This window comes from Zunongwangia sp. HRR-M8, from assembly GCF_027594405.1.
Taxonomy (GTDB): domain Bacteria; phylum Bacteroidota; class Bacteroidia; order Flavobacteriales; family Flavobacteriaceae; genus Zunongwangia.
In genome coordinates this window covers 518206-538819 of record NZ_CP115161.1, presented here as the reverse complement: position 1 = coordinate 538819, position 20614 = coordinate 518206, and the positions used below count along the sequence as shown (strand labels likewise).

The window sequence follows — 20614 nt, the reverse complement described above, 5'->3', positions numbered from 1 at the left end:
AGAACAATCCAAAAAAAAGGCGATATTTTTTTTGCAAATATCAAAATCGAAATCACCTTTATATTTAGGATTTAGAATGAAAATCTGATCAATAAGACTAAAGCGTTTTCCAATTTTTCATCTAATTGAAATAGATTATTTAATAACAATCCATTTTAAGCTGACCTTTCTTTTGATAATAACTAAGTGGTTTTTTGTTGTGATTTTCGCAAATTTCAGTGAGGATTTTCACAACTTCCTTTTGCATTAAAATAGAACCGCAAATCATAATTACAGTGCCATCATCAAGACTTTTTGCTATTTTTTCAGCATCTCTAGCAATCAAATGCTGCACATAAATTTTATCTTTAGAGCTTCTTGAATAAGCTGGTAAAAATTCAGCTAAGCGTCCATCTTTCAAGAAAGAATCTATTCTATTCTTATATACATTTAAGCTTTCAGAATTACGAGCTCCCCAATACAAAGTTACCGCTTGCTTCTTAGCATTTTCCTGCATCATCCCTATAAAGGGTGCAATACCGGTTCCTGTGGCGATCATTATAGCGTTGCGCGAAGCCTTAAAATGAAAGTCTGGATTTTTAATTTTCACCGCATCAATAGTGCTTCCAACTTCAACATCATTTAAAAAATTAGAGCACAAGCCAAATTCATGTTTTTTGATACTTAAAAGAATATCTCTATTTTGATCTTTTCCTATAGAATACAATCTTTCGTGATCATTCTTAGTGGGATAAATTGCCAATAAATCACCCGATTTTATCTTTTGGTTTTTTACCGGAGCTAAGCCTACAACAAAAGTATCATCTGGACTTTCGCTAGCTTTGGTTTTATAAAGAACTTTATATTTTTTTGTTTTCTTTCGTTGCTTGGTAACATCATTATCTCTAGGGACACTTATCGATATTCCAACTTTATTACTCCATTGATCTACCCATTGATCAAAAGCCTCCCAAGATTTATTATTTATAGTATAGGGTTGCAGAAACTGAATGCTTCCTTCATCTTCAAACAATTGTTGATCGACATCAAAAGCGTATTTGCAATAACTAGGATAGGCAAGAGACCCAAAACCTACTACAGAGTAGGAAAAAGTATTTTTCTGTTGAATAGTATTGAATTTTCGAAGAAATTTTTTAGCATTCGCAGGCGGTTCTCCATCACCATAAGTAGAGGTGAAAATGACCAATTGCTCCATTTTTTTAAAGATGGCATATTGATCCATCTGGGCTATAAAAACTTTCTTTCCGTTCTTGATTAATTCCTGCTGAAAAAGCTTAGCGAAAGACATTGTACTTCCGGTTTCTGATCCTACAAGAATGATAATTTCGGCTTCATCTTTCTTAAATTTATTCTTTAGCAGCGACTTTCTTCTTTTAAGTGTGATTGCGAAACCAGAATAGATAAAAAAGAGTATACTGATGCAGGAAAGCGCTAAAATTATCGCCCAAATTACATTTCCTCGCCCGGTATGCAAATTATAACTATAGCCTGAAATTAGATTAACCAATGGATAAGATAGTTCACTAACAACCTCACCTGTATATTGATTAACTAATATTTCTTTATTTTGAAGACTAATTTTAAAAGGGTCTGAAGCATCTTCGCTAAACGGAAATTCAATAGATCTTATATCGTCTAAATAAATATGCTCTAAAGCAGGAAAATTAGATAAAGTACGCTGAGGATTTTCAACTAACTTTTCTTCATTTATAGTATGCGAAAGCCGAACTTCAGGAATAATATTAAAACGCAATAAAGAAAGGAAAACTCCGGTTACGGTAATGATAATAATAGGGATAAGCGACAACCTGCCTAAATAAATATGATAATAAGAGTAGAAATTTTCTCGTACAATTTTATCGAAAATCGCTTTAAAACCTTGCTGTCTTTTAATCACCAGTATTAAACCAGTGATACTGATTAAAAACAACAAGAATGAAGTAATCCCCACAAATATTCTACCTGCACTTTTAAGAAATAAACTACGATGCAGGCTAGTTGCAAATTTGAATAAAGAAGATTGGCCCTTAAGTTCACCGATTTTCTCTCCGGTTTTTGGATTGATATAAAAATCTCCACTATCGCCCTCCATACTAAACACAGAAGCGATAGCAAATCCCTGCTCATCGACCTCTAAACTCAGTACCTCATCATAATTAGATTGAAGCGTTCTTATCACTTCAGAAATTTGTAATTCTGAAGTGTCTACCGGTTGATAATCTAGCGCAGCATGATCGATCGGCTCGAATGCTAATATTATACCTGTTACCGAAGCAATTAGGATAAAAACAAAAGAAGATACAGCCAAACTTAAGTGGCTGTATCTCCAAATCGATAATATCATAGGACTACTATTTGCTTGCCATTATCCGCACATAACGAATATAGCCTTTGCCTTCAAATTTACCTTTTAGATTTTCTGAAGTTAGTGGAAGCTCTAGATCTTTCACATAATACTTTTGATCTTCTACGGCAGTTTCAAAACGTATTTTGTAACCGCTGTCTATTTTATCAGATTCGATTTGAAAAGCGCCCATTCCACGCCCACCGGCACCTACAGTTGCTCCAGAAATGGCGTCAATATTCTCATCCTTTTGTTTTTGATCTTCCCACCAGTCGGTTAAATCTGGATACCATTCTTCGTCGTCGCCTTGCACCAATAAGGTTTTCTCGTATTCTCCAGAAGGGTTAATTAATGAGACAACAACATAAGCTCCTTCTCCATTATAATTTGTTAACTGAATAAGGCATTTAAAAGATGTAGATTCTGAACTTACAAACGAGAACAAACCTAAGCATAAGACTAAAAGACCTAGTTTTAATGTATTAAATTTCATCGTACTGTTTTATGATTTTAAAAATTCTAAATCGGCATTTGATTCCTGAAGTATTTCATTTTCGCTAGCCAAATCGTATACGCTCTCACCAAAATCTGTGGTTACTTCCTTATTGGCTCCATGATTTAAAAGAAGCTTCATAATTTTAGTATTATCTGCTCTTAAAGCTGCAATTTGTAGTGGAGTATTTCCTTCAGCATCTGTAGTATTTACATCTATTTCTTCCTCCAATGCTTTTTCAATTAATGCCAGATCATTTTTCTTCACTGCCAGGGTAAGAAAATTTTCCTCGTTAGCCTGAGTTTTTGAAAAATCTACACCTTCTTTTTTCAGCAAAGTCATTTTTTCTTCAAAAGCCTTAGCATTACGTGGATGGTAGGCATCAACTAAATAATAAACCAAAGTGTTACCAGAATTATCCTTAAATTCAGTTTTAGCGCCTTCATCAATCAAATATTCAACAACTTCAGGAGAATTTCCAGAAACCGCCAGACTTAAAGCTGTTTCGCCTTTTTTATTTGCAGCGTTGATATCGTCTGTTTTTTCAGCAAAAAACTTAATTATTTCAAGATTATTTCTTCTCGCAGCGTTAAGAAGCGGCGTATTTGCTTCATCATCTTTCGCTGTTGGATTTACACCGTTTTCAACAAAAAAGTTGATCACTTTCATATCTTTGCTTCTTGCAGCTAAAACATGCAGTGGTGTAGAACCATCATCCTTAGTAACATTTGGTGCTACTCCTACTTCTTTTAAATATTCGAAAACAGATAAGTCGTTTGTAGATCTTCTAGATCCCATAGCTGCAAAGAACATTGCATTTCCGCCAACTTTATTTTCTTCTTTATAACTTACCCCTTTTTCGATAAGCTTATTCATCATTTCGATATTCCCAGATCTTGCTGCGTAGTTAAAAACGCCATTACCTTCGTCATCGGTATCTTTAATAGACAAGCCTTTAGATTCAAAATAATCTACCATCTCGTAATCGGTGAGACTTGGCATCATTAAAAGCAACGCATTGGCGCCAGAGTGTGTTTTTTCTACTTTAGGGTTTGATCCTTTTGAAATTAAGTAATCGTAAAGCTCTTTATCCTTAACACCTGCATTTGCCGCAAAATTAAGAACCGAGTACCCATGATCATCTACTAAATCCATTCTAGCACCTCTTTCTCCAAATAATTTTACGAGTGGTAAATTACCTGCAGAGGCTGCCCAAAAAATATAGGTTCTACCATCGTGGGTTAATTTGTTTACATCGTTACCTTCTTGATCTAGCAAATATTCTATAACTTCTTTTGATGGGTTACTGAAAATCGCCATAACGACAGGATCAAAATTACTACCGTTTCGTTCAGTTGGATCGTTCCCTTTTTGCACCTCACTTTTTACCTCGCTTACACTTGGATTATTAGTCCAATAATCTCTGGAAAGAAAAACATTATCTTCCTGAGCCGTTAATGGCAAAGCCAGTACTAAAGCTGTTCCTGCCAAAATGTGCTTAATTTTTATCATACTAGTTTTTTTCTGAATTTTCTAATTATTGATCTTTGCATTAGGCCGAAACCTGCTAAAGGAATCGAACCATTTTAGGACGCAATATACTATTTTTTGCGATTTTATTTAAACTTAGTCTAAATATCGATTGGGTTTTTTAAAGATTTTTAAGAGTGCCTAGGAATAGGTTTTATGCTGAATAAATGAAAGTGAAATTTGAATTGAAGAATATAACTAAACTCAATTTGCTAAAATTTGTTGAAAGAATACGAGTCGTAGTTTTTTTTAATGCTGAATTTAACTGAAATAATAGCCTAAGGATTCTAGAAAAGGAAACCGAAGTAAATGAAGATTATGAGAATTGTGTGCTATCTACACAAAAGCAATTCCATAAAAAAAGCCTCTCATTTCTGAGAGGCTTTTAACCTGTGCGGGCGGAGAGACTCGAACTCTCACACCTCGCGGCACTAGATCCTAAGTCTAGCGTGTCTACCAATTCCACCACGCCCGCAGGTTCAATAAAGTGCTCATCCTTTCGGTAAGCGGATGCAAATATAAACAAATCTTTTAATTCACAAACAAGCTTCCAAAAAAAAATTCTGAAATTCTTACCTTTGATAAAACTCAAAATCCAAACTCATGGACAACGTAAAATCTTATGTTGAACAGCATAAAGACAGATTTGTCTCCGAACTTATTGATTTACTTAAGATTCCGTCGATAAGTGCCGATTCAAAATATAAAAACGACATGATCACCACTGCAGAAGCAGTGAAAACCGAATTAGAAAAAGCAGGTTGCGATTTGGTCGAAATTTGTGAAACTCCAGGCCATCCTGTAGTGTATGGAGAAAAAATTATCGATAAAAACCTACCTACGGTACTGGTTTATGGGCATTATGATGTGCAGCCACCAGATCCTTTAGACCTTTGGAATTCCCCACCTTTCGAGCCTGTTATAAAAGAAACTGAACTTCATCCAGACGGCGCTATTTTTGCCCGTGGTGCCTGCGACGATAAAGGCCAGATGTATATGCATGTAAAAGCATTGGAATATATGACCAAAACCAATCAGCTTCCATGCAATGTAAAATTTATGATTGAAGGGGAAGAAGAAGTAGGCAGCGAACATTTAGGATGGTTTATCGAAAATAATCTGGAAAAGCTTAAAAATGATGTGATCTTAATTTCAGATACCGGTATGATTGCCAAAGATGTACCGAGTATCACCACGGGATTAAGAGGATTATCATATATGGAAGTAGAAGTTACCGGCCCTAATCGCGACCTTCATTCTGGATTGTACGGTGGCGCGGTTGGAAACCCAATCAATATTCTAACTAAAATGATTGCATCGTTAACCGATGAAAATAACCATATTAGCATCCCAGGATTTTATGATAAGGTTGAAGAACTTTCTGCGGAAGAAAGAGCAAAAATGGCTGAAGCACCTTACAACGAAGAAGAATATAAAAAGAAAATTGACGTAGGTGACGTGTATGGTGAAGCCGGGTATTCTACTATAGAACGAGGCTCTATTCGCCCTACTTTAGATGTAAACGGAATTTGGGGCGGTTACATTGGCGAAGGCGCGAAAACAGTTTTACCTTCAAAAGCATTCGCAAAGATCTCGATGCGACTTGTACCTAACCAAGATTGGAAAGAAATCTCCGCACTTTTCAAAAAACATTTTGAAAGCCTAGCTCCAAAAGCAGTTAAAGTAAAAGTAAATACACACCATGGAGGTTATGCTTATGTAACACCAATAGATAACGACGCTTATAAAGCGGCTAGCAAAGCTTACGAAACAAGCTTCGGGAAGACACCCATTCCTCAGCGCAGCGGTGGTAGTATCCCTATTGTTTCTTTGTTCGAAAAAGCATTAAAAAGCAAAATTATTCTGATGGGCTTTGGTTTGGATACAGATGCAATCCATTCACCAAACGAGCATTTTGGCATTTGGAATTATCTAAAAGGCATTGAAACCATTCCGCATTTCTATAAAAACTTTGCTGACTCGCAGAAGTAAATTTGCAGGAACAGTTTTATAGCATAGCGATCTGCTAGAAAGCTTTCAGCGCGCTAATATTTACAAACCTCGCAAGTTTTTAAAAACTTGCGAGGTTTGTTTTTTAAATAGAATTAAGTAAATAGATTTCTCTAATACGCTACTGCCTACCGACTAGGCAAACTCGAAATTACAACTACATAGATTTCATATCGTACCTGCCACGGCCTAAATCTCGTCCAAAATTCTGCATTCAAGATTCAAAATTAATTACTTATCTCTTTCTTAGAAAATCTTCTGTCTAAATCTGAAAGCGGAGCGATCTATAATTAGATCTTTTCGATCAAATCTCCGCGAACTGGTGAGTAATTTTCGATATATTTTCGTTTCACTTTTAAACGCTTAAAATGAGTTTTCAAGCCTTTTGCCTGATTGATTTTAAGTTCATCCTGAACATGCATATGCAAATGCGGCTCAGTAGAATTCCCCGAATTTCCGCATAAGCCTAAAAACTGTCCTTCTTCAACCCTATCACCTTCTTTTACTTTAATCGAATGCTTTTTTAAATGCGCCAACCATAAAAACTCCCCAGCTTTCAGCTTGATCACGATGGTATTTCCGGTCACAAAATCTGGATTCATCTTACCGGGAATATTATCGTAAATCCCATCGACAACCATAACTACTTCTCCGGCTGCCGGTGCTAAAATTTCTTTTCCAAAGGCATAATATTGTTCATTAAAGCTTCCGTCACCATCATGCGTTTTAAGATCATCATTAATCACTAAAAAATCAAAAGCGCCGGTTTGTGCAGGATGCTCCACATGATAGTTATCTTCTTTTGTATCACCACCCCAAACTACGTACCATTCGCCTTCAAAAGGGAGATCCAGCATCGTATCGGCTTCAGCGAGGTTTGTTTCTTTTCCGTAGGGCGTAAATTTCAACCCCGTAATCTCTTTATTTTCTGAAAGTGCCAGGCTAAACATAAAAGCTGCGCCCCCAAATTCCGTAGCATAAATAGTGTACGGCGGATTAAACGTTAAAAACTCTGAATCGATAATATTTCCTACGGAACTCTTTAAATTCTTAAAAAACGCTTCGGTTTTCTCTAAACTTAGTGCATTTTGCATTTCGGCGGAATAACTATCGAATATCGAATCATATTCTCCGGAATTATATGCTATAATTATCGATTCTTTTACCTCATCGTAATCATCTCTGGTTTGCCCGAAAAAAAACTGAAAATTCAGCATAAAAAGTACTATGAATACCGACTTATTCATTTTTTACGTTTTGTATATAGTTGTTTACCAAATCTTCCATCAGCGTTAAAGTCACCGTTCCCTGCGATAAAATTACGTTATGAAATTCACGAATATCGAAAGCTGTACCTAGCTCTTTTTCTGCCTTTTTACGTAATTCTTTAATTTTTATCTCTCCTATTTTATAAGAAAGTGCCTGTCCCGGCCAAGAAATATAACGATCGATTTCGGTATTGATCTCGTGTAAAGAAAGGGCTGTATTTTTGGTTAAAAATGCTACTGCTTTTTCACGACTCCAGCCTTTAGCATGCATCCCGGTATCCACAACCAATCTGCAAGCTCTCCACTGCTCGTAAGTTAGTTGACCAAATTTTTCATATGGTGTAGTATAAATCCCCATTTCTTCCCCTAAACTTTCAGCGTATAAACCCCAGCCTTCTCCATAAGCAGAAAGATAAAATCTGCGTCGAAAAGGTGGAATACTATCTCCTAACTCTGCATTTAAAGAAATTTGCAAGTGATGTCCCGGTACCGCTTCGTGAAGTGCTAAAGCCGGCAGTGCATATTTTGGCCTGCTTTCTAATTTATAAGTATTGATCCAAAAATATCCCGGCTCGGTTGGCGAAGAAGATCCTTTATATCTCCCGGCTGTATATTTTGGCGCGATAGCGCTTGGTACTGGAGCTACTCCATAAGGCTTTCTGGGTAAAACCTTAAAAAATCGCGGTAACTGTGCGTCGATTCTTTTAGCAATATCTCGACCTTCTCTTAATAACTCTTCTCCGGTTTTGGCGTAAAACTGATCGTCTGTACGTAGAAAATCAATAAATTCATCAAAGCTTCCATCAAACGCTACTTCTTCAATGATCGCTTTCATTTCAGCATTAATACGCGCAACTTCTTTTAAACCAATTTCATGAACTTATTCAGCTGTAATATCTAGCGTGGTATAATAATGAATTCGATTTTGATAATATTCCAGACCATTTGGGATTTCAGAAACACCTATACTTTTTCGGGTTTTGGGGAAATACTCGGTTTCAAAAAACTTTTTTATTCTTTTAAACTGCGGAATTACATTTTCTTCCACAGCTATTTTAGCCACTTTTAATACTGAATCTTTTTGTTTTTGTGTTAAGGTTATTGGCAAATCCTGAAACGGACTGTAATAAAAGCTTTCGCTATAATCGCTTACGATCTGATCGTTATACGTTGACTCGTAACCCTCGAAAATAACTAAAGGCTGCGTGATCCCTAATTTTAGTCCTTTTCTGAGTAGATTCAGGTTTTGATCAACATATTGCGGAATCGCATTGAGCTTATTCAAATACTGTTTTACTTGCTCGTAATTATTTAATCGAGCAACATGATAAGGCAAACTTACATGAAACCCGGCATCAGAAAGAAGCGGATTCAAATAAGCCTTATATTGATATTGATCTACACGTTCCTGTAGTTTAAATTCCAACAATTCGGCCGTAATCTTTTCGGTTTGGGAGAGGTTTGATCTATCGATTTTGGATAACTTATCGAGAAGATTTTGGGCAAAATCGGCTTCAGATTTATAAATTTCTTCAGTATGTAAACCCAAGGGATATTCTTGGTAATCGTAAGCTCGATGTTCACTTTCATTCTTAAGAATACTATCTAATTTAGCTGAGGAATTTTGAGCTAAAGAAATACTGGCTAAAAATATATAAAATGAGCAAAGAAGGAATTTTAATTTCATTAATCTCGGGCTTTTACAGAGCCTAAGATAATGAATATATGGAAATACGATTTTCGAAGTTAGAAGTTAGAAGTTAGAAGTTAGAATAAAAAAACGATAGCATCTAAAACCGGGAATCAGAACAAAATTTTGAAATTGAAAAAGATTTATACATTCCGCTTTGCTCTAATCGAAGTGACATTCAGAAATTGTTATGATTAATAACAAAACTTGATTCTTGCACCTTTAGTCATTTTCTATTCTATGACAGCCAAGTGATTTAACCAATTACTGCCAACTGAGACTGCATTCTGCAACCAAAAACTACGGACTAAAACCTAATTCCCTCTAACTCTATCAAAAAGGCTTTTCATCATTTTTGAGGCGTCACCATAATTTTTTTCAACTTCTGTAGCGGTAAGAATTCCGTTTTTCACTTCTAGTTTATAACTAAAGACAAATCGTGAATCATTTCCTGTAGGATCTATAGTTCCAAACCTAAGATCATTAAAGTATAAATCGCCTTCTTTTTCAGTAATCGTATACCAGCCTTTTGAAATTTTTACAAGCTTCTTAAAATTAGGATACTCTTTTATCTCGCCTAAAAGATGATAATTCTTTGGGTAGCGTCTAAACTCTATTGGCTGATCGTCCAAAATAGAATAATTTCCCACCAAATAGGATTTATCGGTCGCTATGTTAGCTGTCCACATAATCGTGTTAAACGGACTTGGTTTTGTTTCGATTTCAGCGTAAGAGATTTTTTGTTCTTTTAAGGCCTCTTTAAATTCGTAAAACGTATAGATTTTTAATGGGATGGTAATAAGGAATAGATATAAACAACTAAGCTGTAATCCCATGGAATTTAATTTTCTTCGGCTTATAGAACCTTTTGGTCGAAAAGCAGCAAGCACCGTAAAAAACAAAAAGGGAAGCGTATAAGCTGGATCGATTACAAAGATCGTTTTAAATGCCAGTCGATAATCTGCTGGCCAAAAAAGTTGTGTCCCCCAGGTAGTAAACATATCCAGCAGCGGATGTGTAAACAATCCCCAGAACATCAATTTAGACCAATCTTTCCAATCGGCATCAGCTTTTTTTTCAATTTTAGAAATAATCCAACCAAAAATTGGTGCAAAAACCAAAGCAAAAAATATCGAATGTGTAAATCCACGATGTAATTCGTTGGCGGTAATCGTATCGGTAAAACTACGGGCAATCACATCGAGATCTGGAATGGTACCTGCAATCGCTCCGTAAAGCATTGCTTTGTTTCCAACTTTTCTACCTAAAACCACTTCTCCTACAGAGGCGCCTAAAACTATTTGGGTTAAAGAATCCATTAAATTAATTTTTCACCAATAATGCCTATTAAAAACCCCAGGCTTGCTCCCAAAGAAGCGATGTAATTATTATCAAGTTTACTTTCTGGTATAATTTCCTGTATTAATAAGTATAGAATACCTCCGCTGGCAAAGGTCATTAAGTGTGCTGTTAAATTAGGGAAATCACTTAATACAAAATGGCCTAAAAGCGCACCTAAAATTCCGCAGAAACTCAAAAAGAAAAAGATTACCAAGCTTTTAGATATACTATAACCGCTTTGTACCATATCGCGAAATGCATTAAAAGCTTCAGGTAGATTTTGTAGTCCTATAAAAACCGCTAGTAATGTCGCCATACCAGGATTGATAGCAAATACGGCACCCAAAGCAATAGCTTCAGGAACAAAATCCATCATCATTGCTAAAAGCGTTGCTGTTTGCCCTCCCTTTTTAGCTAAATACCTATCGATAAATAAAAATGTTATCGTTCCAAGCACAAAAGAAAAAGCCATGCCGGCAAGACTTAAGCGTTCCATCCCGGTTGGGATTAATACCAAAGCAATAGCCGATAGGATGATCCCCGCACCAAAGGACATTAAAAAATGAACAATTTCATATTTTACCGGAGATTCTTTAACATGATGATTAAAGATATTTGCCAAGAGAGCCCCAATAAAAACGGTAATTCCTGAAAATCCTGAGTAAAGAATTAAGTTAGTTAACATTTTAAAAATCTGTTAATTATCTACAATTTCCATTTTTCGCAATAAAAATGATGCGTTCATATTTTGGCAAATCCCATCTTTAAAGCGATAATCAAAATGAAGCTCATCATTAGTAATTTCAGCATCAAAATAATGGTTTTTCACCTGCGATAATTCTTCAGTAATTTCACAAAGACTTAAATCGTGCGTTGCGATAATTCCGGTAGAATGAGAATTTACCAATTTTCGAACAAACTTTTTAGAACCGCTCGCTTTATCGATACTGTTTGTCCCCTTTAAAATTTCATCCAAAATTATAAAATATCGATCATCTTTAATTCGATTTACGATATATTTAAGTCGTTTTAATTCAGAAAAAAAGTACGATTCGTCATCACTCAAAGAATCGCTGGTGCGCATACTGGTAATTAATTTGATAGGCGTATAAGAGCAATCTTCAGCACATACCGGCAAACCAATATTGCTCATCACAATTTGCAGGGAAACCGTTCTTAAAAACGTACTTTTCCCGGCCATATTTGCTCCAGTAACAATAAAAAATTCTTTACTGTCGATATAAAAATCATTGGCTACGCGCTTTTCAGGATGCAATAGCGGATGCGCTAATTGAGTTGCTTCGATTCCTTTTTCTACGGAATTGATCTTCGGAAATGTATAATCTGGATGATTAAAACTGAAGTTTCCTAACGAATTATAAGCATCGGTCACTTCAATTACATCAAACCAATTTTCAACCTGAAGTCCATAGTTTTCGATCCAGTTTTCCAACTTTAAAGACTGGCGCAAATCCCAAAGTAAAAATCCGTTACCAATAACGCCAAATATCATATTATTACGTTGATCCAGGGCATCGATGGCTTTAGAAAATTCCTTAAAAATTTCAGAAGCTTTTTTATTTTCGGTTCTAATCGCTTTCTTTTTGGCTGTCATTATTGCTGAAGAAAACTCCTCGTTTTCTAACATCCCCAACAATTGGTGATATTGGTGAAAAGTATCCTGAATTTTAGAAACGCTCCCCGAAAGCAAATTGATCCGTTTTAAGAAAACGCCAGTGATCAAGATCCCAACAATAAGCCATATTAACAGCTGAAATTCAGTAACAAAACCAAGAATATATCCTGCGATTATAGCTACAGATAACAATGAGAATAGCGGAGAAAGCCATTTTATAAACTTTGGTACAAAGCGTTTGTAGTTTCTAAACCAATTAACTATCGTGGTTGACGATTCGGTTGTTTTTACAAGACTTGCGGTAGCACTAAATTCTTGTCGCCATTTGGCTTTTGCAGCTAATTCTTTAACTGTTTCTTGTTTCTTGGTAATACCTTCAATATCATTAGCCAGCAAAATATCCACCAACTTTTTAGTGCCTTGGTACAGTGCCGTTCTGTTTAAATACTGAAAGAAGGAACCCCTTCCGAAGAGATCGATATCCTGGGCGTAATCGTGATTTTGAACTTCAAATTCGCTACCATCTGGCAACTCCTGAAATCGCCTAGACTGCATGACATCAATTTCAGTTTGATTTAACTTAATTAATGATTTCTGTTTATCACTTTTATATTTAAGATTGCTATGCCGTGAAACTAAAAATAAGAATATGGCGATACCTCCAATAATTGCAGCTATCATAATTTTGGTTTCTCCCCAGTAAAAATAAATAAGAAAACCAATAATTATAAAAACGGCCAATCTTAATAAACTAGAAGCCAGTAATTGCTTTGAAAGCTTATCAGCTATTTTTTGATGAATTTCAATCTGTTTTTTATAAAAATCGATGTGTTTTGCCATTATAATTCGTCGAATTCTTGTTTTTGATTTTTATTTAGTCCATCAACGATAAGTTGATAAGAATGGTCTGTAAGTTCAAAAATTAATTTTGCAGGAATTTGCCCATCGAGAATCATCGTATTCCAATGTTGTTTATTCATGTGATATCCCGGAATAATTTTGCCATCAAACTCTTCCCGAAGCTCTAAGCTTTTATCTGGATTACATTTTAAATTTATGCGAAGCGGCACTGCATCTAGGGAAACCAATGCAAACATCTTTCCCATCACTTTAAAAACCAAAGTTTCTGGTCCAAATGGCATATGCTCGGTCACTGCTTTTTTGTTTAAGCAATAATCTCTAAAAGTATCGATATCCATAAAATTGTTTTTAGGATTCTTTATTTTCAATTTTCTTAATCTCGGCTTCATCCATTACTAATGCAGAATAATCTAAGGTCCAGCCAATTGTTTGTACGATATTTTCCATTAACAGGATGGTATCCAAAGCTTCTTTTTTAGCTTGTTCCAACAATCCACTCTCTGGAATTTTATCTACAATATGCTTTTTTGCATCGCGATTAATATCGGTAAGATCTGAAGTTGTAAAAGGATTTGCCCAGCCTTCGCGCTTGTCGTAATATTTAAAATCGGTTTCTACGGTTAGCAGTTCTGGCTGCGGAAAATTGGTAAGCACAATTTTTTTTGATTCATTATCACTTTCCATTTTTATTTTGCTAAGATCAAAACCAACGTGCGCTTTTGCACTTATTAAAACAATAGCTTTCTTTTTACCAAAAATCAAGCTTATGTATTTCTCTTTTAGATTTTCGTAATGATAGATTTCAGAAAAATCACCTTCGACCGTTATAAACTTACAAACGCTCCTAATTTTTTCCATTAAAACAACCGACTGCTCCTTGGTTTTAATTTTAGAACGATCTTTATTAAATGTTCTAAAAATAAAATACGCTACAATGGCTCCAGCTGCCAGCCCGATAAAAAGTAACTCCATATTATTTACCGATTTCTCCTAAATGGGTGAATTTAAAACCTTGCTCATATTTGAGTCCGTACCCCAAAATACGATCAAAAGCCGAATGAGAAAACAAAATTACACCTATTAATTGTAAAACCTCTAACTGTAAATGAAACCCTACTAGCCAAAACAAAATTGCCAGCCCTTTATGATGAAATAAATTGTATAAAAAAGCTCCTGTTTTATTATTAAAAGCATATCCAATCATACCTATATCTGGCATAAAAAATAAGCCTACAAACCACCACCAAGAAAAATGTAAGAAATAAAAAGCAAAAATACCTAAAGCCATCATGGCCAATTCCTCAAGCTTTAAAATAGCATTCATAAAATTTTATATTAACCTAAAAATTAACGATTTAGATATTGATTTTTAATTTAATTTTCGGCAAAATCTAACAATTAAAATCATGAAAAAAATCATCATTCTTACCTTGTTCATTACTTCATTAAACTTATCTCATGCACAAAAAATTGAATACGAAAAAGTTTTTGGAGGTTATAAATTTACTCAAAACGAAAATACGTTAAGTTTAAGAGATCTTACTGCAATTACTGAAGATATTCCAGAAGCTCAGGATTTAATAAAAAAGGCTAAAACAACAACGGTTTTCACCTCTATCCTTTCCTTTGCGGGCGGTGGACTAATTGGCTGGCCATTGGGAGAAGCCATTGGTGGTGGCGATCCTAATTGGGCTTTGGCGGGTATTGGTGCAGGGCTGGTTGCAGTATCTATTCCATTATCTTCTAGTGCCAGTAAAAAAGCAAAACAAGCGGTAGATCTGTACAACAACTCTTTAGAAAGGCAAACAAATAATTTTACACCAGAATTAAATATTTTAGCTTCTGGCAGTGGCCTGGGGCTATCTTTGCGATTCTAATTTTACTGAATTTTATACAATACCGGTTTAGAAGGCGAAGCATCATTCTCGAAAGATGCAATTTGCAGATTCAGAAAATATGCTCCGTCTTCAATCTGGTTTGGAATATAAACAAGCTCCGTGATAGTCGCATCAAATCGCGTATTTTTGGGATAATCCCAAAAAGCTTTATGCGCTAATAGTTTGCCTTCATCCTTTTCTTTATCTACTGATGGTAAATCTATAAGCAAGTGCTTTACATTTAATTTACGGATGTATAGCATCGCAGCTTCAGATAAATAAGGCCAATTAGTATGCGAATATTTTTTTGTTCGCTTTTCGGCATAATTAGGTATCGTTCTAATCACAAGAGCTGCCGGGCAGGAATCGCCCAATTGCTTTTTTAAAATTTCTTCGGAAATTACCTGATCTTCTCCCTTATTTTCCGGAGTCACAGAAATCAATTTTGCTTTGAAGAAGAAGTTTTTTAGCGTTTGATTTATACTGAAAAAATCTTTGCTGATATGTCCAACACATTCGGTATGCGTGCCATGCCCATGCGGATTAAACTGAATATTATTAAAATTCACTGAAGCGCCTTCTGAGACTTTCCCTACAAAATCACCATCTCTAAATGGTGTGATCTTAGGAGCATCTAAATACCAGGCTATTGGGTTTTTATCATCGCCACGCAAACTCAGCGAAATATCGATTGGTTTCGAAAAATCGATGGTAAAACTTTCTCCCTCATTCTGAATTTGTGCAAGCATAATGTGTGATCTAACCTAAGAATTTTGTTTATGAGAATTTGTGCATTCTCACGTAAAATTAGCGATTAATTTTCGAAGTATGTAGGAGTAAGTTCACCGCAGAAGTTATTTCATTTTCAATGTTCCCTTTCAGCCTTAAACTAAAAGATGATCATCGTAAATTTAAAATTCAGCATTCAAAATATAGCATATAACTAATGCTTCTGTCTAAATTCTAATATCTAAAAGCGAAGTGGTTTAACATCGAACTACTAATCAATATAAAACAAATCTGCTGCGATTCCATCACTTAAAAAAGTTCCTTTTTCTGTTATTCGCATCACGTAATCTTCGGTTCTTAGAAGTTCTTTCTGAAATAAAATAGCCGACTGTTCCTTTAAATATTCCAGATATTTTTTACCGAATTTTGATTCAATTTCTTTAAGATCTACACCAAAATGAGTTCGTAAACGCGTCATAATATATTCATTATAACGATCTGTGGTACTTAACTCTTCAATTTCGCGAGGTAATTCAGATTTTTCGATCGCTTTGATATAAAGCGTGTTGTTCGCAACATTCCATTTTCTACAACTCCCGTCATACGAATGCGCTGAAGGCCCAATTCCTAAATAGGGTTTTCCTAACCAATATGCGGTGTTGTTTTGCGAAAAATAACCGGGTTTCCCATAATTTGAAAACTCGTAATGCTCAAATCCGGCATTTTTGAGGGTCGTTCTTAGAATCTCAAAATGCTGAGCAGCAGCGGCATCATCTACGGGTTTTACTTTTCCTTTTTCGATGAATTTTTGCAACGCCGTATTTGGCTCGACCGTTAAAGCATAACTTGAAATATGGGGAATTCCTAAATCCAGTAGAATATGAATGTTTTCTTTCCACCGTTCATCGCTCATTCCCGGTACTCCGTAAATTAAATCAACCGAAATATTATCGAATTTCGATCTGGCTAGTTTTATAGATTTTAAAGCTTCTTCAGCATTATGCGCACGATTCATTAGTTTTAAATCTCCTTCAAAAAAAGATTGCACGCCAATACTTAGTCGGTTAATTTTTGAAGCCGCCAGTTCCCCTATTTTCTCTTCTGAAAGGTCGTCGGGATTCGCTTCCAGTGTTATTTCAGGGTTTTTAGCAATATTGAATTCAGTATAAATTGTATCAAAAATCGCATTCAGCTCCTCTAGATTCAGCAAACTGGGTGTCCCACCACCAAAATAAATGGTTTGAATCGGTTCATCTGGCAATTCATTTTTCCGAAGCATTAATTCCTTTTGCAATGCGCTCACCAATTCATCTTTCTTTTTTAGCGAAGTAGAAAAATGAAAATCGCAGTAATGACACGCCTGCTTACAAAATGGGATATGAATGTAGATTCCGCTCATTTAATTCAATTAACAATTAGCAATGATCAATAAACAATGGCTTATTTATTTAGCCTCGTTTTCTTCAAAATTGAATACAGTATTCGAGATATTTCGTCGCAATCTTTATGAAGACTTTCAAAACTCTCTAACTGCAGATAATCTGAATCTTTTAGAAGTGACAACCAATACTTTGTTTCTAAGCTTTCTTTATAAGCGATCGATATTTTTGCTGAAAAATCAGCATTAGAGATTGCCCCATTGGCTTCCGCTACATTAGCGCCGATCGAAGTACCAGATTTTAGTAATTGTTTAGAAAGTATAAATTCTCTTTTTTCAGTCATCAACTTTTTAGAAACCTGAACAATTTGAAGTGCGAAGTCATAAGATTTTTTCTTTAATGGATTATCTTTAAAGTCATTCATATCTTCTGTTAATTGTGAACTGATTATTGCTTACTGATCACTTAACTTTCCCCGGATTTTGCTTTACAAAAGCATCCCAACCGGTGTAACTTTTACCAATCTCGGTGCGACCAGAATTATAGAAATGGCAAACCGCTGCCGCCAAACCATCGGTAGAATCCAGGTTTTTGGGCAATGTTTTTAAGTTTAGTATACTTTGCAGCATTTTTGCTACCTGCTCTTTACTCGCGCTACCGTTACCGGTAATCGCCATTTTGATCTTTTTTGGGAGATATTCTGTAATTGGGATTTCACGCGAAAGTCCGGCTGCCATTGCTACTCCCTGCGCTCTACCTAGCTTCAGCATCGATTGTACGTTTTTCCCGAAGAAAGGCGCTTCAATCGCAATTTCATCTGGATGAAAGGTTTCAATAAGCTCGATGGTACGCTCAAAAATCAATTTCAGTTTCACGTAGTGATCATCATATTTTTTCAGCTGCAATTCATTCAACTGTAAAAACTCCATCTTCTTATTCTTCACTTTTATCAATCCAAACCCCATAATTGTGGTTCCCGGGTCGATTCCTAAAATGATCTTTTCGCTCAAATTCTTCAGTTTTTGTGGAGAAATCTTATAATTCCCCTTCTGCAAAGCTACGGAAATCTATCTTTGCACTAAACTTGCCCAGATGCTGATATTTGTAATTCTAATCGCCATTTTATATGCAGCTTTAATGCTGGCGTTTTTAAAAGGTTGGAATTCGTTAAAGTCTTCTACTGATAATTACGAGCCACCTAAAACCCGTTTTTCGATTATAATTCCGTTTAGAAATGAAGCTGAAAATCTACCCGATTTACTTGAAAGCCTAGCTATACTGAATTACCCTTTTGAGCTTTTTGAAATTCTTTTGATCAATGATGAATCTGAAGACGATTCAGAAAAAATTATTGCTGAATTTATCGAAACTCAACCTCAGCTGAACCTGAAAGTTTTACAGAACCATCGCAATTCGAATTCCCCGAAGAAAGATGCCATAAAAACTGCAATTGAAATTGCACAATTTGAATATATTCTCACCACCGATGCCGATTGTAAAGTACCGCAAAACTGGCTACAAAGTTTTAATACTGAAATTTTAGAAAATAAATCGGTAATGATTGCTGCACCGGTAATGATTGAGATTACCGACAACAAATTCATAACTTCTTTTGAAGCGCTAGATTTTTTAAGCCTACAGATTACAGGAGCTGGAGCATTTGGAATCAACAAAGCTTTTATGGCAAACGGGGCTAATCTTTGTTATAAAAAAGAATCTTTTGTTAAGCAAAATGGGTTTGAAGGAAACTCTGAAATTGCCAGCGGAGATGATGTGTTTTTACTGCAAAAATTTATTCAGCAGCAATTAAAAGTGACTTTCTTAAAAGACCAAAATGCGATTGTAAAAACCAAACCACAATCGAGTTTTAAGCGACTGGTACAGCAACGCATTCGTTGGGCTTCAAAAACCTCAGCGTACACCAGCAATTTCGCCAAATTAACGGGACTAATCGTTTTTAGTATGAACATTGCTTTCAGTTTGAGTCTACTTTTCGGTATTTTTAAATTGTTTCCCTTTCCTTATTTTATGATCTTATTTTTAGTGAAATTCAACCTGGATTTTGTGTTGCTTTATCGCGGAACGATTTTCTTTAAAAATGAATCACTAATGAGAAAATATCTAATTAGCAGTGTGCTATATCCATTCTTCTCGGTTTATGTTGCCATTCTTTCGCTATTTGGAGGTTACAACTGGAAAGGAAGAAGGTTTAAGAGATGAATTCAATTGACAAAATTCATTAAACAATTAGCAATTAGCAGACAGCCTTAAGCTTTCAGCAATAAGAAAATTCTCTACTTTTGGTCAACTTTATAAAAAATGTCATTTGGAGCAAAACATTATGAAGCCGAGAAAACTTTTTCACGTAGAAAGTGGGCAGTTTACAAAATTCAATAAATAATAAACAATTTGCACTAGAGATCATTTAGACTGAAGCACAGCGGGATGGAGAAATTTTCAATATAAACCTCTTATCTATTGTCTATTGTCTCTTGTCTCTTGTCTCTTGTCTCTTGTCTCTTGTCTCTTGTCTCTTGTCTCTTGTCTCTTGTCTCTTGTCTCTTAATCTAATTTCTATTCCTTATATTTAAAAAAACAAACTATGAATTATTATATCCTAACTTATCACCTGGTAGACTCTTATTTGGAAGAAAGAGGGAAATACCGTGAAGAACATCTAGCAATGGCCAAGAAAGGCGAAGGAAACGGAGAAATCGTAATGGCTGGAGCATTGGACAAGCCCGCTGATAAAGCGATTTTTATTTTTAAATCTGAATCTGAAGCGGCTGCAACGAATTTTGCTAAAAATGATCCTTACTTCAAAAATGGACTCATAAAAGAATATTCCGTTAGAAAATGGAATGTTGTAATTGGCAATTAAAATTTATATACACAGAAATGACACTTAGAAAGATATTATCAGTTTCAGTAATTGCATCAACGCTTTTTATTTCTTGTAAAGATAATAGCAATAAAGATAGCTCTGAGCAACCAGAAAAAGATAAACAAGAGGTTATAGAAAGCGAAAAAAAGCAGGAAACTAAAATAGATTCGGCTACGCTTACAAATAAATTAGAAAGCAATAACGAGCAGCTTCAATATATTTGCTACACTTCTGATAATGATAAAAACAAAAGAATTTGGATAGAACTCGGTGAAGATGGGAAAGCCAATAAAGTTAAGTACGAGGGACAGAAAGAAACTATCGACTTAAAATATACCAAAGAAGAATATTCTGAAGGTGGCGCTCATCCTACAATTACCAAATATTATGATGAGATCTATAAGGGTGAAGTAAACGGTACTTATACGCTCATACATTCTGGCGTTTGGGACTATGTGACTTATACTCGAGGTAGAGATGGGAAAGAGTTTAATTACACTATAGATCACGAGAAAGATCCTTACGGTAACAAACCTTGCTTTTAGTTCTTATCTAGAATAAGAAATGCGGAA

Annotated in this window: 19 protein-coding genes, 1 tRNA gene and 1 pseudogene; 5 read left to right on the top strand and 16 right to left on the bottom strand. The window is 35.4% G+C overall.

Annotation, left to right across the window (positions count from 1 at the left end; all coding sequences use genetic code 11):
* Positions 1–139: 139 nt before the first annotated feature.
* From PBT89_RS02415 to PBT89_RS02400, 4 genes are all read right to left on the bottom strand, one after another.
* Positions 140–2344, bottom strand: a complete 2205-nt coding sequence (locus PBT89_RS02415; protein ID WP_270063239.1) for a PepSY domain-containing protein — start codon at positions 2342–2344, stop codon at positions 140–142.
* A gap of 7 nt (positions 2345–2351) precedes the next feature.
* Positions 2352–2837, bottom strand: coding sequence for a DUF2271 domain-containing protein (locus tag PBT89_RS02410; protein ID WP_270063238.1), 486 nt, complete (start codon positions 2835–2837; stop codon positions 2352–2354).
* Positions 2838–2846: 9 nt separating this feature from the next.
* Positions 2847–4349, bottom strand: coding sequence for an ankyrin repeat domain-containing protein (locus PBT89_RS02405; protein ID WP_270063237.1), 1503 nt, complete (start codon positions 4347–4349; stop codon positions 2847–2849).
* Positions 4350–4760: 411 nt separating this feature from the next.
* Positions 4761–4842, bottom strand: a tRNA-Leu gene (locus PBT89_RS02400).
* Between the two features lie 128 nt (positions 4843–4970).
* Between PBT89_RS02400 and PBT89_RS02395 the strand changes: the two genes are divergently transcribed.
* On the top strand, positions 4971–6359 hold the full coding sequence (locus PBT89_RS02395; RefSeq protein WP_270063236.1) for a dipeptidase: 1389 nt from the start codon (positions 4971–4973) through the stop codon (positions 6357–6359).
* A 308-nt stretch (positions 6360–6667) separates the two neighbouring features.
* On the opposite strand, the gene PBT89_RS02390 is transcribed toward PBT89_RS02395, so the two are convergent.
* The 8 genes and pseudogenes from PBT89_RS02390 to PBT89_RS02355 form a co-directional block, all read right to left on the bottom strand.
* Positions 6668–7624, bottom strand: coding sequence for a M23 family metallopeptidase (locus tag PBT89_RS02390; RefSeq protein ID WP_270063235.1), 957 nt, complete (start codon positions 7622–7624; stop codon positions 6668–6670).
* A pseudogene (locus PBT89_RS02385) lies at positions 7617–9332 on the bottom strand (DUF885 domain-containing protein). Before PBT89_RS02385 ends, PBT89_RS02390 begins: the two are co-directional and overlap by 8 nt.
* Before the next feature lie 317 nt (positions 9333–9649).
* Positions 9650–10654 (bottom strand): metal-dependent hydrolase, encoded by a 1005-nt coding sequence (locus tag PBT89_RS02380; RefSeq protein ID WP_270063234.1) that lies wholly within the window; start codon positions 10652–10654, stop codon positions 9650–9652.
* On the bottom strand, positions 10654–11361 hold the full coding sequence (locus tag PBT89_RS02375; RefSeq protein WP_270063233.1) for a ZIP family metal transporter: 708 nt from the start codon (positions 11359–11361) through the stop codon (positions 10654–10656). The genes PBT89_RS02380 and PBT89_RS02375 overlap by 1 nt, the downstream gene beginning before the upstream one ends.
* 12 nt (positions 11362–11373) lie before the next feature.
* On the bottom strand, positions 11374–13152 hold the full coding sequence (locus tag PBT89_RS02370) for a MutS-related protein (RefSeq protein WP_270063232.1): 1779 nt from the start codon (positions 13150–13152) through the stop codon (positions 11374–11376).
* Positions 13152–13511, bottom strand: coding sequence for an MmcQ/YjbR family DNA-binding protein (locus PBT89_RS02365; protein ID WP_270063231.1), 360 nt, complete (start codon positions 13509–13511; stop codon positions 13152–13154). Before PBT89_RS02365 ends, PBT89_RS02370 begins: the two co-directional genes overlap by 1 nt.
* Positions 13512–13521: 10 nt before the next feature.
* Positions 13522–14145 (bottom strand): DUF4230 domain-containing protein, encoded by a 624-nt coding sequence (locus PBT89_RS02360; protein ID WP_270063230.1) that lies wholly within the window; start codon positions 14143–14145, stop codon positions 13522–13524.
* Position 14146: 1 nt separating this feature from the next.
* Positions 14147–14497, bottom strand: coding sequence for a DUF4260 domain-containing protein (locus tag PBT89_RS02355; RefSeq protein ID WP_270063229.1), 351 nt, complete (start codon positions 14495–14497; stop codon positions 14147–14149).
* An 82-nt stretch (positions 14498–14579) separates the two neighbouring features.
* Between PBT89_RS02355 and PBT89_RS02350 the strand changes: the two genes are divergently transcribed.
* Positions 14580–15050 (top strand): hypothetical protein, encoded by a 471-nt coding sequence (locus PBT89_RS02350; protein WP_270063228.1) that lies wholly within the window; start codon positions 14580–14582, stop codon positions 15048–15050.
* A gap of 2 nt (positions 15051–15052) precedes the next feature.
* Here the strand turns inward: PBT89_RS02350 and PBT89_RS02345 are convergent, their stop codons facing one another.
* The 4 genes from PBT89_RS02345 to ruvC form a co-directional block, all read right to left on the bottom strand.
* A complete protein-coding gene (locus tag PBT89_RS02345) occupies positions 15053–15799 on the bottom strand; it encodes a cyclase family protein (protein WP_270063227.1) in 747 nt (248 codons plus the stop codon).
* Positions 15800–16050: 251 nt separating this feature from the next.
* On the bottom strand, positions 16051–17178 hold the full coding sequence (hemW, locus tag PBT89_RS02340; RefSeq protein WP_270063226.1) for a radical SAM family heme chaperone HemW: 1128 nt from the start codon (positions 17176–17178) through the stop codon (positions 16051–16053).
* A 41-nt stretch (positions 17179–17219) separates the two neighbouring features.
* Positions 17220–17582: a four helix bundle protein gene (locus tag PBT89_RS02335; protein WP_270059354.1), complete on the bottom strand. Its 363-nt coding sequence runs from the start codon at positions 17580–17582 to the stop codon at positions 17220–17222.
* Positions 17583–17619: 37 nt separating this feature from the next.
* Complete coding sequence (ruvC, locus tag PBT89_RS02330) at positions 17620–18123, bottom strand: crossover junction endodeoxyribonuclease RuvC (RefSeq protein WP_270064292.1); 504 nt, start codon at positions 18121–18123, stop codon at positions 17620–17622.
* 127 nt (positions 18124–18250) lie between these two features.
* Here ruvC and PBT89_RS02325 point away from each other — a divergent pair, with 127 nt between their 5' ends.
* The 3 genes from PBT89_RS02325 (at position 18251) to PBT89_RS02315 (ending at position 20587) form a co-directional block, all read left to right on the top strand.
* On the top strand, positions 18251–19378 hold the full coding sequence (locus PBT89_RS02325; RefSeq protein WP_270063225.1) for a glycosyltransferase family 2 protein: 1128 nt from the start codon (positions 18251–18253) through the stop codon (positions 19376–19378).
* A 382-nt stretch (positions 19379–19760) separates the two neighbouring features.
* Entirely contained in the window at positions 19761–20039 is a 279-nt protein-coding gene (locus PBT89_RS02320; RefSeq protein ID WP_270063224.1) for a YciI-like protein, read from the top strand.
* A 17-nt stretch (positions 20040–20056) separates the two neighbouring features.
* Positions 20057–20587, top strand: a complete 531-nt coding sequence (locus tag PBT89_RS02315; RefSeq protein WP_270063223.1) for a hypothetical protein — start codon at positions 20057–20059, stop codon at positions 20585–20587.
* Positions 20588–20614 lie beyond the last annotated feature (27 nt).